This window comes from Paenibacillus luteus (assembly GCF_006542765.1).
Lineage (GTDB): Bacteria > Bacillota > Bacilli > Paenibacillales > Paenibacillaceae > Pristimantibacillus > Pristimantibacillus luteus.
Genome location: NZ_SKCD01000016.1, coordinates 40,767 through 54,515, shown reverse-complemented (window position 1 = coordinate 54,515; position 13,749 = coordinate 40,767). Strand labels below are relative to the sequence as shown.

Below are 13,749 nucleotides of genomic sequence, written 5' to 3'. Positions count from 1 at the left end.
GAATGCTGTGTTTCGTCATCATTATTTCGTTATTTGCACCTTTGGCGAATCCTTCGCAGGTCTTTGCGGCGTCAGACTTTAGTGGAGGAAGCGGAGTGATAGGCAATCCTTATATCATTACGACACCTAATCAGTTAAATAGAATTCGTAATTATTCTGGTAGCCATTTCAAGCTTGGAGGAAATATTGATTTAACGGATTACCTCTCGGAAGCGGGTGCTGGGTATAATAGTGGGCAATATTGGGCGCCTATTCCTTCATTTAGTGGCACACTCGATGGTGATGGTTATGTGGTAAAGGGATTGAAAGTCTATAGTAACGCAGGTTATATCGGTCTCTTCGGATCCTTAACCTCGGGTTCTTCTATAAAGAATATTGGATTAGAATATGTGGAAGTGATTGGGAATGGGATGTTTGCAGGTGGTTTAGCAGGTGCCATATATGGTCCAGCAACAGTGTCAAACAGCTATGTGACAGGTAACGTTACAGGGATGTATACTGGAGGACTAATTGGATATCTAGATAAAAGCGATATTAGAAATAGCTATTCTACAGCTCATGCTACGTCCACTTCTAATAATGTAGGTGGTTTAATAGGGATTTCCTATAAAGGTACCATTACAAATAATTATGCTGCCGGGGGCATTACAGGATTTTATCCCGCAGGTGGGTTGGTAGGTGGAATTTATGATGGTGACGGAGCGAGCCTATTCGTTGATAACTACTATGATAAAGAAGTTTCAAGAGATTATAATAATTCAGGAAAAGGAATACCGAAGTCGACTACTGAGATGAAAACTGCATCTACATTTTCGACCTGGGATTTCGACAGTGAGTGGATCATAAAAGAAGGCCATTATCCAGAGCTGCAAGTTTTCTTAGCAGAAACGCCTACAGCGGATATTGAAGGCGGCTCTGTTGTGTGGAATTCAGAGATAGAGCTTAGCAGCGGGACGATAGGCGCAGCTATCTATTATACGACAAACGGCGATGAGCCGACGTTGAACAGTACACTTTACCATTCACCTATCGTGGTAACGGATGATATGACCATTAAAGCTATTGCGGTTAAGGGAACGGTTTATAACGAAGCAATGGTTGAAAGCTACACAGTAACAGGAAGAGCAGCAGCGCCAACAACAGGCAGTTTAGTGCCAGGAACCAATGTAGACACCACACAATTACACGGTGTTACGGATGCCATGGAATACAAAGTTAATAATGGCAGTTACGTTGCTGTTGCAGCAGGTGCTGCTTCTGTAGATAACATTAGCGTACAAGTGGGCAATACAATCTCCATCCGTACAGCAGCAGGATCTGGTTATCCAGCAACTGATGCGCAAGTATTAACGGTTGGTCAAGCAGACATTCATCCAAAAAGCACTGTGTCAACGTTAATCTCGACGATTGGAACAGTTAGCATAGGCGGAACGGCGAATGAAACGATCAAGGACATTCCGTATGTAACAACGTTAGCTGCGTTTAAGGATGCAATTACACCGGCAGCGTATGCGACATTCGAAGTCTATGAGGCGAACGGAATAACTAAGGCAACTTCATTAGAAACAGGTAATAAGGTCATTGTTACAGCGCAGAATCCAACAATGAAGACCACATATGCAGTAACCATGCAACAAGGTCGTCCAGCAGGATATTTGTCACAAGGAACAAACGCTGATACCACAAGTTTGAAAGGTGTTACGGATGTGATGGAGTACAAAGTAAATAACGGGAATTACGTTGCAGTTACAACGGGTGCTACTATTGTAGATAACATTAGCGTACAAGATGAAGATACGATCACCGTCCGTACAGCAGCTACATTAGATCATATGGCATCTGTTGAACAAGTACTACTCGTTGGTCTATCGGACATCAAGCCAAAAAGCACAGAGTCAACGTTAACCTCGACGATTGGAACAGTAAGCACAGGCGACACAGAGAATGAAACCATAACGAGCATTCCATATGGAACAACGTTAGCTGCGTTTAAGGCAGCGATTACACCAGTAGCTCATGCCACATTTGAAGTCTATGAGGCAAATGGAATAGACCAAGCTACTACATTAGCAACAGGCAACAAGGTTATTGTGACAGCGCAGGATGCAACAACAGTGACTACTTACACCGTAACGGTTCAAGCGGGTCCTCCGGCTGGTATTTTAGCTCCAGGAACAAACGTTGATACTACGCGTTTGAGTAATGTTATGGATGTAATGGAGTACAAAGTAAATAACGGGAATTACATTGCCGTAGCAATGGGTGCCACTTTTGTAGATAACATCGGTGTAGAAGAGGGAGATACGATCTCCGTCCGTACAGCAGCTACATTGAATCATATGGAGTCTTTTGCACAGCTTTTAACGGTTGGACTAGCGGACATTCATCCGAAAAGCACAGCATCTACATTGACCTCGACGATTGGCACTGTAAGCACCGGCGCAACAGGGAATGAAACGATAACGAATATTCCTTACGGAACAACGTTAGCTGCGTTTAAGGCAGCGATCACCCCAGCAGTATATGCGACGTTTGAAGTCTATGAGGCCAACGGGATAGACCAAGCGGCTACATTAGCTACAGGTAGCAAGGTCATTGTTACAGCGCAGGATGAAATTACGAAAACTATCTACACCATAACGGTGCAAATAGGTCCTCCAGCGGGGCAACTGACACCAGGAACTAACGTTGATACCACGCGTTTGAATGAGGTTACAGATGTAATGGAGTACAAAGTAAATAACGGGAATTACATTGCCGTAGCAACGGGTGCCACTTTTGTAGATAACATTGGTGTAGAAGAAGGAGATACGATCACCGTCCGTACAGCAGCTACATTAGATCATATGGCATCTGTTGAACAAGCAGTAATCGTTGGTCTAGCGGACATCAAGCCAAGAAGCACGGCGTCTACATTGACTTCGACCATCGGCACAGTAAGCACAGGCGCAACAGGGAATGAAACGATAACGAATATTCCTTATGGAACAACGTTAGCTGCGTTTAAGGCAGCGATCACCCCAGCAGCCCATGCGACTTTTGAAGTCTATGAGGCGAACGGAGTAGAGAGAGCGACTACATTAGCGACAGGCAACAAGGTCATTGTTACTGCGCAGAATGCAACAACGGCAACCACTTATACCGTGACAGTGGAAGCAGCACCACTAGTGCCAACACCGACGGCACCAACGACACCAACGACACCAACGACACCAACAGGACCGACACTAACGCCAACCCCAACGCCGACATTGTCACCAACGCCTGTTGTAAACAAACCGATTTACAATGACAAAGTGGATAAAAAAGCAGTTGCTGAAATTAAGCTAAAGGCTGAATTAGCAAGTTCAACAACCTTTGCAGATGTGAAAATGAATTCATGGAGTTATGACGACATTGACTTCGCTACTCGTGCTGGAATTGTAAAGGGATATGCAAACGGGACATTCCGCGGTGAGGCGAAAGTCACTCGTGGGGAATTTGCTCAAATGCTTGTAAAAGCACTTGGATTCACAGCTACAGGAACTCAAGTGGTTACAGATGCAACGGGCCATTTTGCTGAAAATGCCATTAGAGCCCTTTTAGAGAAGGGGATTATGACAGGTTATGCGGATGGAAGCTTTGAACCTAATCGTGTCATTACACGAGCTGAAATCGCGGCATTATTGGCTAGAGTACTTGATTTAGCACAGTTAGATACAAACGCTAAATTTGAGGATATTAATGGTAGCTGGGCGAAAGATCAAATTAACGCTTTAGGCAATGCCGGAATTATCAAGGGCAAAACAGAGCATGAATTTATTCCAAATGCTAACGCTTCTAGAGAAGAATCGGTTGTTTTGATCGTTCGACTTCTCAAGCTGGTATCAACGGAATAATCAATAATTAGCACGACAGATGCCGCAAGCAAACTGAAGCACCGTTCCCAAAAAGCATGCAAGTCATGCTTTTTGGGCGGTGCTTATTTTTATTTTAATAGGAGCGAGAAAATGGAAATGAGGTATAATTATTGAATGAAACAATACAACTCAAACTTCAAAAATTATGATGATCGCTCATGCGCTTTCTTGCCTCTAGCGTAGCATCATGTAAAGCGAGGAATATATGAAGAAAATAAGCATGAAACGGACGCTACCCGTCGTTTTTTCTATTATTATGATCATGATCAGTATAATCATTTTAAAATACGATATGTATGAACAAAGAATTCTGAGTTTCAAAATCACAACGAGTTTTTTGGTCTGTTATATACTGTTTTATGAATTTCCGTATATTGCGTTGTACGAAATTAAATCAACTTTGAAAAAGCTAAATAAAATAATAATTATTGGACTCTATATGTTTGGACTTCTCTTAGGGGTGCTTACAGCAGTAGAGTTTGTTAATCTTTTTGCGGATTCATTTATGATCAGTTACCAAAGTAAAGAAATTACAGTTTTAAGCAGCGAATCGAGATACAGAGATATGAAGAGCGTTTTGGTCATCATAGATGATGAATTAAAGAAATTCTCTTTAGCACCAGGATATGTACAAGTAGAGGATAACTCAAAATATCTCGCCCATGTGTTTGTCAAAAGCAAAATAGTTATTCCTGTAGAGGGGCCTCTGAAATAGCTTTTGAACTACATGATCATATATTCTTGAACTAAGCAGGAGGTTGAACGTGAGAAAATATTTATTTGTAAATCCAGCTGTAATAGTTGCTATGGTGATCTACTTAATTATTTTATCGTTTTTTTTAACTATGATAGTGTGTTTTAGTGCAGAAATAAATCTGTGGATTAGAATAGTAGTTCTTACGATTTGGTATTCGATTGCAATAAGTTTTTTTTATTTTGTTGGCATAAATAAAAAAGTAATCATCAGCGAAAAAGGCATTGAATTCAAGTCTTTCAAACGAAATATAAACTTAACTTGGGAGGAAATTGAAGAAGTTGGTTTTGTTTATTATTCACCGGTATCTGGAAGGCAAACAGCTAAATTTATTTGTTTCTCAAAAGTAACGAATAGCACACAGATAAGAATAAGCAAATTTTCAAATGATTGTATTTATATGAAAAATAGAAAAGGGCTTGTTCCATATTTAAGTACCTTTTGGCCAAAAGAAATTGGTGGGTGAGGGAAACTGTACTTATAGTGAACAGTTCCATATCTTGTAAGCCCTTGTGCATACGCCATATTAATCCACAACCGCAATTAGGTTGCGGATTTTTTTGCATTTCCAGGCTAACGCAAGAGCTTACAAGCTCATTGAAGGCCGCAAGGAGTTGTCGTAAACACAATCAGTAACTCTCTTAATTACAATTCAAATGAATAAAATATAATTTCTTAATAGTTAAAGAGATTTAAGTTTACATTGCGCTGATATAGTAATTATTGAACAAGAATTTCACTAAGGGGAGACGGCAAAATAATGAAAGCAAAAGCATTTCGTAAAGCAATCGTAATCGCATCAGTAATATCATTGCTAGGAGGAGGATTACATACCGGTTTTGGTCCAAATAATCGTGTCTACGCAGTAGATGGCTCTACGCCATCCGCTATCGTTGAAGATTTTGAAGATGGAATCTCGGATGTGAAATTCAACCCTAAACGCATGTATAATGCAACGCTGCATTTGGAAGATAACAAGAAGCTTGTAAGAAATGGGCAATATTCAGCTAGAATTGATTACGATATGATAGGCATCGTAGATAACCCTTCTCAAATTGAAGTGGGGTATAAAACAGGGAATATCCCAGTTACCGGTTACCCTACTAAAGTAGGCATGTGGGTATATGGGAACAATGAAGGACATTTGCTAACGACAAAATTCAGAGATGGTAAAGGATCTTCATTCCAAGCAGAATTTTATGATCAGAATCAAATGGGTGTAGACTGGTCTGGTTGGAAATATATCGAGGCAACTGTTCCGCAAGGTAAGCCAGGTCCAATTGTCCTCGAATTGTTTTTCCAATTGAAGCAATCGAATATGAGCAAGAAAAATAAAGGCTCTATCTGGGTAGATGATATTACCTTTATTTATGAAGAGGTTGATGAGGATAAAGAGGTTCCCACCATTAAACCTATATCGCCTATCCCAAATGAAGTATTAAGCACTCCACTTGACGAATTAAAGGTTGAGATGGAGGATAACGGATCAGGTTTGGATTTGGATACCTTATCTGTTCATTTGGATGGAACGGATATTACGGAGCAGGTGCAGTATTCTGAAGGTACACATTTATTAACCTATCCTGGCAAAAAAGTGGATGGCGGTTATCATGAGCTTGCTATTGACGTGAAGGATAAAGCTGGAAATCCGGCAGGAAAAACATACGCCTTCACAGTGAATGCAGGAGAACGTTTGTTTACGAATGCTGCCAAAGAAGCAGTAAGTAATGAAATATACTCTGTTAAAGTCGGTATCAAAGACTACTTGAATGCAGAACGGGCAGAATTTGCATTAAATTATGATGCCAGCACCCTTCAAGTAGAAAGCATTAGCCAAGCAGCCGGAGTAGCCCTCACCTCAGATATTGATAATGAGCACGGAGTTGTTCAGGTAGCACTTAATAACGTAGCAGTTGCAGCCCAAGAAGTCGTGACGGTTAACTTTAGAGTGAGCCCTCATGCTGCGTTAGAGCGCGGTGAATATTACAAGTCCATAACCATGAGCAATACAAATCTCATAGCTGGCGGAGTTCAAACTAGTTCACCACTAGCTGCTCCTATCCACTATACAATCGCCTTTCCATACCAGGTGGAAATGATGGGAGTTGGTTTAGGCACGCCTTCTACATTTACAGTAGTAGACCATGAGGGCAAGCCGTATGAAGGAGCGGATATTGTTTTTATTGGATTATTAAAGCAGAGCTCTGTAGTTACGGTTAATACCGTAACGTCTAATGTATATGAGGATGACGATACGTCTTCTGCTGTAGTTATGGTTGCAAAAGCTGGTGAACGTTACTATGCTTCAGCAGAAGCTGAGGATGGATTATTCGAGATTATTTTTGAAGATGGCAAAACCACAGGTTATATCTCTGAATCTGACGTTAGCAAGCAGCTATTGAACAGCAGCCTTGGTAAAACAGATGCTAAAGGACAATTAACGACAGACCTAACGACATTGGCACTTGGAACCTATCAGGTTCAAGCAGTCAACGGTGATAAGAACAGTAAGGTTGTCAATTATGAAGTCGTAGAGCAGTACGGTACTGATGCACCTCAAAATGTTCAAACTTACGTGGCAGAAGATCTGTCATCCGAGCTGAGCGCTGCTTGGCAAACAAAGCCAGACCAAACCATCACTTATCTTCAATACATTGAAGCTAGCGAGTGGGGAACGGGTGTTAACCCTGAAATCAATCATGTCAAACAGCATCAAGCTGAGAGTGAGCTTCAAGTGCTTAGTATGAAGGAAAATGGAACGAAGGGTGAGATCCGGTTTCATAATGCCTTAATTGAAGGCTTGAAAGCAAATACTGCCTACAAATATCGCGTAGGCTATGAGGGCAATTGGTCGGAGTGGCATGAATATTCGACAATTGACCAAGATAAAACAACACCGACCTCATTCTTGTATGTTACCGATTCTCATACGAATCAATCACAAGGAATTAAAGCGTATCAAGAACTTATGACGAGTGCATTGAAACAACATCCATCCACACAGTTTGTTATGCATGGCGGGGATATGGTTGATGTTGGCGGCGCATTTGAAGAATGGGAAAAGTTCTGGGAAGCCTCTTCGGTCTATGCAACAAAAATTCCAACCGCTCTAACATTGGGTAATCATGATGTGAAGAGTGAGGGGAAAGAAGTATTCACCAAAGGTGCGAATTTTCCAACGAACGGCCCAGAATCTCAGCTGCAATATGCCTACTCTTATGAGGTAGATGATACCCATTTTGTCGTATTGAACTCAGAGGGTACAGAGGAACAAATGATTGAGCAAGCAGCATGGCTCAAAGAAGATTTAGAAAAAAATGATAAAAAATGGACGATCGCCATGTTCCACCGTCCTGCCTACCATACAGAGAATGGTCGAGAAACGTTGGTGGAGTATACGCAAACGTATTTTGCGCCAATTTTAGAAGAGAAAAAAGTGGATTTGGTTCTCGTTGGTCATGATCATGTGTATGCGCGTACCTATCCAATGCAGAATGGAAAGCCCAATAAGGCTACAAATGAAGGTACCGTATATCTAGATGGCGGTGCTTCGGGCTGGAAATTCTACGATGGTACTCAGTATAATTATTTGAATTATATTTTTGATGAAGACGTGCCGGTATATTCCGCTATTGAAATTTCTGAGGACGGAATCCATGTGGAAGCACGCACGAGTGCGGGAAATAAGATCGATGAGTTTACTGTCGTGAAAACTACAGAAATTGAACCGACACCAACAACGTCACCGACGCCGACAACGCCGACAACACCAACAACACCAACAACACCAACAACACCAACAACACCGACAACACCGACAACACCGAAGCCGACAGCATCACCAACACCAACGCCGACAGCAACGCCGTCACCGACACCAACATCGGCGCCGACAACAACACCGACGCTTTCGAAGCCTGTCTTCAACGAAAAGGTAGATGTGGACGTAGTTAAGGCCATTGTGGAAAAAGAGAAATCTGCTCCTGCCGTAAGCTTTAAGGATGTTCCAGCGTCTTCATGGAGCGCTTCAGTAGTGGAACGTGCTGCTAAGATGGGGATTGTAACGGGTTATAGCGATGGTTCTTACCATCCCAATGAACAGGTAACTCGCGCTGAGTTCGCTACAATGCTTGCAAAAGCTTTTGGTCTAAAGGGTTCAAACAGTTCCACTTTCACTGATGCAAAAGGGCATTGGGCCTCAGAAGCGATTGCAGCATTACAGGCTAATGGGATAATCACAGGTTATAGTGATGGTACTTTCCATCCTAATCAAGATATTTCCCGTGCTGAGATCGTTGCTATGCTTGCTCGGATGACGAACTATGTTCCTAGCACATCCAATCTCTTCTCGGATGTAGTTACGAGCTGGGCTTCTGAACAAATCAACGCTTTCGCAAATGCAGGTATCGTAAGTGGCAAAGGCAACGGATCGTTCAAACCGAATGAATCTGCATCCCGTGCTGAGTCAGTTGCGATGATCATTCGCTTGTTGGATAAATTGCTTGAGCAATAAGTGAATTTTTAAAGGAAGTATAATAGGCGAGCATTCAATGATAAAGAGGGTATCCCTGAAGCATATGGCTTTCGGGACACCCTCTTCTTTAGGTACTATCCACTACAATGCTCTATTCCATCAGAACCCCGTTAACGAACGTCATCGTTTTATCTTTAAATTCAATGATAAAGGTGTTTGGTTGCTCCGCTTCGTTGTTCAAGTGAGTGCCTACCATAACCTCATTTCCTACATTATCCAAAGGATTATGAAGCAAGCCTCTAGGAGTGTAGCGACTTACGTAACCAATAACATTTCCATCCTTATCCTTAATAAATTCACTTTTGCTCGAAAACACCAAATCTTGGCTTTTCTTCTTCAAAGTCAAATTTATTTCCAGAATTCCGTTGTTCTTCTCGTAAACGATGTTTACATCTTTAGACGACAACGGGAAACCAATGACAAAGAGCCCAATAATGGAAGCAGCCAGTACGAGTACCGCAGCGATGGAAATCACAATCGCTTTTTTGTTCTTTTTCTTAACCTTTTTTAAGTAATTTAGTTTCTCCACTTCTTCGTTATCAATGACGGGCAGGGAAAGACCAGTTGTTTCAATCATTTCCTTATAAAACTGTTGACACTCTTTACAGGATTGCAGATGCACTTCGATTTCTTCGTTACTATGATCAGAAGTTAACTTTTCAATATAAGAAGGCAATAAATCCCGTACAATATCGCATTTCATGATGATCTTCCTTTCATCAATTTTTGTTTACCTCTGTAAAAGGTTACTCTTGCCCACGTTTCATCTCTGCCAAGAATTTCGCCAATTTCCCTAAAGCTGAATTCCCCAGTCATACGCAGGTACATGACTTCTTTCGTATTGGGATCAAGCAAATGAAGCTTTTTGAACAAATCCATTTTATCCTGTGCTAAAATGAATTGAGATTCCGTGGAATCAGAGTCCACTAATGCGGTATCTTCTAACTTGTCGTACCGCCTCTTGTTCTGCTTATCCAGCTCCTTGTACCAGACATGCTTAGCAATCTGGCAAAGCCACACGTATACTTTGCAAGTTCCATCGTACCTATGTATGGACTTTATGGCTCTATAAAAGGTTTCTTGAGTTATTTCTTCTGCCAATAAGTGATTATGGCAAAAACTAAAGACGAATTTATATACTTGGGTCGAATATTCCCTGTATAATTCCTCGGTGTCCTGCATCTGTTCACCTCCTCAAGCTATATATCCGAAAATAACGTTAAACGTTACAACTTGTTTTAAAATAGTTCAGCTTACGAGTGAGAGGCTATTCAAATATTATAATCATATTTTTCAGTTATTCTCTCAAACTTTTTTATGCTGTGCTACGATTTCTCTTTTGAAACTTCTCTTTTTTAACTTTGTCTTAGCTTAATCTTCGAAGTTTAAGTATATAATGATAGTTGAATAGGAGGGCTTTATCTCAATGGTATATGTAGAAACAGGAATAAAACTAGCAGTGTTTATAATCGTTATTTCACTATTCTTTAGTGTGGTTCGGTTTCTAGTCCAAAAATATCTAAGTGACTTCTTTCAAGGTTTTTCTAAATCAATAATAAAAATATTTAGATACTTAAAGGAATAAAGGGAGTCGACGCCTTTTGCCTCCACCATGTAAATCCACAAAGCAAAAGTTTGTGGATTTTGCTTTTTTCTGTTTCGAATACACTTCCTTGAGCCTAACAATCAGATAACTGGCTGCTAACTTCGTTGAGGAAGTATTGGAATGATAGAAATATGAAAACAAAAGGAGTGCAAAGTTTATGAAGCCTCACACCTCTGATCGAATTAAAATCTCGCCAGGGTTTTGGGAGGGATTACGTCAATTAGGAATTGCAGACCACGAAGTAGCCCAAAAAGCACGATTGCCGCTCACCCTTATCACTGAGCCGGAAGTCACTCAATCCCAATATTTTTCTATCTGGCAGGCTTATTCCGATCTCATCGGTGACACTGCCAAGGGAATCATCATGATGGCGACTTACTATGAAACAGCTAAGTTTCCTCCGACCGTGTTAGCGACTTACCATGCTCGAAACTATCGCGACGCTCTAAACCGAATGGCTCGGTATAAACAACTTTGCCCGCCCGAAAGCTTACATATCACGGAGGAGGCTGAGCACTGTACGATCGAACTGGAATGGCTGAATACGGAGCAACCGGGTCCGCCACTGCTTGTTGGCCTCACACTGGCATTTCTTATGGAGCTTGGACGCAGGGGTACAGGCGCATCTTTGAAGGCGCGGTACGTCGAATTTTCGCAATCAATGGGCGATGTGCAGGCCCTTGAAGCTTACTTTGGGTGCCCAATCCGAATGGATGCGAATGGCAATCGGCTGACGTTGCATCGGAGAGATCTAGACCGCCCCTTTGTCTCTTACAACGAAGAGCTGCTAGAGATTCTGACTCCCATTCTTGACCAATCGTTGAATGAACAGAAGCAAAGTCGCTCATTTGCTGAGATGGTCAAATGGATCATGAAACGCAGCCTCACAGGGGGACGGCCGGACATTCAGGCTGTAGCGAAGGAGCTCAGTATGAGTGACCGCACCTTGCAACGTAGACTTACTGACGAAAGCACAAGCTTCAAGCAGCTGTTGACACAAGCTAGACATGAGCAGGCACGAGAGTACTTGGCTGACCCCTCGCTCGATATTAAGGAAGTGGCATTCTTGATTGGATACCAAGACCAGAATTCTTTCTACCGCGCCTTTCGACTTTGGGAAGGTGATACTCCCTCGAATTGGCGCACAGAACATGCGATACAAACTCGGTAACTGCAGGACGGCTAGGAAATCCGGCAATTCATTATTACAATCTTCATCTTGCTAGTGGACTAGCACTTATTTTATAAATTGGCGTGTCAAACAAGAACGTTGGCGCGAGAGGCTAGTTACTGTACAACCCATACCCTGTAATATAGGCACTACCCCGTAACACAAGAAGGAGAAATGGATATGGATATGGGTTTAAACAACAAAACAGCTTTAGTGACAGGATCTACAAAAGGAATTGGGAAAGCAATTGCCATTGAGCTTGCCAAAGCCGGCGTTAATGTACTCATTAATGGACGTAATAATGAAGACGTCGAACGTACAGTTAATGAAATTAAAACAAGTTTCCCAAATACTTTCCCGCAAAATGCTACTGCCGATATTGTCGATATTGGCCAAAGAGAAGCATTATTTGAAAAATATCCCGAAATCGATATTTTAGTAAACAGTATGGGGATATATGAAATCATGAAATATGAGGATGTTGATGACGAAGTATGGGAAACCTATTTCCGTACAAATGTTCTTGCTGCGAATGGACTATCTAAATTTTATTTGCCTAAAATGTTGAAAAATGATTACGGTCGCATTATCTTTATTGCGAGTGAGGAAGCCATTATGCCTTCCGGACAAATGCCCCAGTATTGTATGACCAAGTCAATGCTATTATCATTGTCCAAAAGCTTATCTAAATTAACAGTAGGAACAGAAGTTACAGTCAATACGATCTTGCCAGGACCAACACTTTCTGAAAATGTACATCAAATTATTGATAGTATATATCCGGATGAAGCAATGACTTTCGCGGAAAAAGAGAAACATTTTATGAAAGCAAACCTGCCGCAATCTGAAATACAGCGATTTATTAAACCTATTGAAATAGGCAGACTTGCAACATTTGTATGTAGTCCGTATGCATCCGCCTTTAAAGGTTCTCCAATTCGGATGGATGGTGGAATGGTGCCGACTATTTTTTAGCATTTTTATCATGGTGTCTAGTAACCTACCGGGCTGCATTTTATGAAATTTTGTTATGCTAGCTGGCAGAAGAGTGTGGTGGAACGGCTATTTATTATCGCTCTCTCTTTTGCCAGAGTAACACATCCGCTTCACCTGCAATATGATAAGTCTAGAAATCTAAAGAGGTGAGCCAATGGCAGTTGTAAAAGCCAGGAAACAGGATATTGATATGTTGGCAAGGTTGCTTCGAGCTGAAGCTGAGACCGAAGGCGAAATGGGCATGCTCCTTGTTGGAAATGTTGGTATTAACCGAATAAGAGGGAACTGCTCCGATTTTAAAGATATCCGGACAATTCCTCAAATGATCAACCAGGAGCATGCGTTTGAAGCGTTGCAGCATAGTTTGTACTATCAAAACGCAAGAGAGAGGGAGCGCCGTCTGGCGCAACGGGCTGTGAATGGGGAGCGGAATTGGCCAGCCAAATTTTCCCTATGGTATTTCCGTCCAGGATCGTTCGAAAATCCCGGACCATGCCCGCCAACTTGGTATGATCAGCCGATTGCAGGACGATGGAAGAAGCACTGTTTTTATGAACCGACCGGTCAAGAATGTGAAAATATATATAATACGTTTTAATTTTATAATCGAGAAGAGCTCATTAGGAACTCTTAACCTGACTTATCACAGCCATGTGTCGGTTGATAAAACTTTATCTCATTAAGTGCCGCGTAAATCGCGGCTTTTTTGGGTTTAGTGGAATAAAGTTGTTGTCGGGTTAGCGATTGATCTAACGGGAACTTTAGTTCAATAATCCGAAGAGCAGTTTG

General features: G+C 41.6%; 9 protein-coding genes. 7 read left to right on the top strand and 2 right to left on the bottom strand.

Features of this window, described 5'->3' with window-relative positions; all coding sequences use genetic code 11:
- The first annotated feature begins 95 nt into the window (after positions 1 to 95).
- From E0496_RS13840 to E0496_RS13825, 4 genes are all read left to right on the top strand, one after another.
- Positions 96 to 3,878 carry an S-layer homology domain-containing protein gene (locus E0496_RS13840; protein ID WP_161601415.1) on the top strand — a complete coding sequence of 1,261 codons (3,783 nt, stop codon included), beginning with the start codon at positions 96 to 98 and terminating at the stop codon, positions 3,876 to 3,878.
- Positions 3,879 to 4,161: 283 nt separating this feature from the next.
- On the top strand, positions 4,162 to 4,614 hold the full coding sequence (locus E0496_RS13835) for a hypothetical protein (protein ID WP_206669771.1): 453 nt from the start codon (positions 4,162 to 4,164) through the stop codon (positions 4,612 to 4,614).
- Positions 4,615 to 4,663: 49 nt separating this feature from the next.
- The gene (locus E0496_RS13830) at positions 4,664 to 5,119 is read left to right on the top strand and encodes a hypothetical protein (RefSeq protein ID WP_141502337.1); all 456 of its coding nucleotides are present in this window, start codon (positions 4,664 to 4,666) and stop codon (positions 5,117 to 5,119) included.
- Between the two features lie 294 nt (positions 5,120 to 5,413).
- Positions 5,414 to 9,166, top strand: a complete 3,753-nt coding sequence (locus tag E0496_RS13825) for an S-layer homology domain-containing protein (protein WP_141502335.1) — start codon at positions 5,414 to 5,416, stop codon at positions 9,164 to 9,166.
- Between the two features lie 112 nt (positions 9,167 to 9,278).
- On the opposite strand, the gene E0496_RS13820 is transcribed toward E0496_RS13825, so the two are convergent.
- Both E0496_RS13820 and E0496_RS13815 read right to left on the bottom strand, forming a co-directional pair.
- Positions 9,279 to 9,890, bottom strand: a complete 612-nt coding sequence (locus tag E0496_RS13820; RefSeq protein ID WP_141502333.1) for a zf-HC2 domain-containing protein — start codon at positions 9,888 to 9,890, stop codon at positions 9,279 to 9,281.
- Complete coding sequence (locus E0496_RS13815) at positions 9,887 to 10,369, bottom strand: RNA polymerase sigma factor (protein WP_141502331.1); 483 nt, start codon at positions 10,367 to 10,369, stop codon at positions 9,887 to 9,889. Before E0496_RS13815 ends, E0496_RS13820 begins: the two co-directional genes overlap by 4 nt.
- A 581-nt stretch (positions 10,370 to 10,950) precedes the next feature.
- Between E0496_RS13815 and E0496_RS13810 the strand changes: the two genes are divergently transcribed.
- From E0496_RS13810 to E0496_RS13800, 3 genes are all read left to right on the top strand, one after another.
- Positions 10,951 to 11,964, top strand: a complete 1,014-nt coding sequence (locus E0496_RS13810) for an AraC family transcriptional regulator (RefSeq protein WP_141502329.1) — start codon at positions 10,951 to 10,953, stop codon at positions 11,962 to 11,964.
- 180 nt (positions 11,965 to 12,144) lie between these two features.
- Complete coding sequence (locus tag E0496_RS13805) at positions 12,145 to 12,939, top strand: SDR family NAD(P)-dependent oxidoreductase (RefSeq protein ID WP_141502327.1); 795 nt, start codon at positions 12,145 to 12,147, stop codon at positions 12,937 to 12,939.
- A 175-nt stretch (positions 12,940 to 13,114) separates the two neighbouring features.
- Positions 13,115 to 13,558 (top strand): cell wall hydrolase, encoded by a 444-nt coding sequence (locus tag E0496_RS13800; protein WP_141502325.1) that lies wholly within the window; start codon positions 13,115 to 13,117, stop codon positions 13,556 to 13,558.
- Positions 13,559 to 13,749 lie beyond the last annotated feature (191 nt).

Bases quoted from the DNA above. Each gene is read 5' to 3' on its own strand.
- E0496_RS13820 (WP_141502333.1), bottom strand. From the start codon at position 9,890: ATGAAATGCGATATTGTACGGGATTTATTGCCTTCTTATATTGAAAAG.
- E0496_RS13800 (WP_141502325.1), top strand. From the start codon at position 13,115: ATGGCAGTTGTAAAAGCCAGGAAACAGGATATTGATATGTTGGCAAGG.
- E0496_RS13815 (WP_141502331.1), bottom strand. From the start codon at position 10,369: ATGCAGGACACCGAGGAATTATACAGGGAATATTCGACCCAAGTATAT.
- E0496_RS13805 (WP_141502327.1), top strand. From the start codon at position 12,145: ATGGATATGGGTTTAAACAACAAAACAGCTTTAGTGACAGGATCTACA.
- E0496_RS13835 (WP_206669771.1), top strand. From the start codon at position 4,162: ATGATCAGTATAATCATTTTAAAATACGATATGTATGAACAAAGAATT.
- E0496_RS13825 (WP_141502335.1), top strand. From the start codon at position 5,414: ATGAAAGCAAAAGCATTTCGTAAAGCAATCGTAATCGCATCAGTAATA.
- E0496_RS13810 (WP_141502329.1), top strand. From the start codon at position 10,951: ATGAAGCCTCACACCTCTGATCGAATTAAAATCTCGCCAGGGTTTTGG.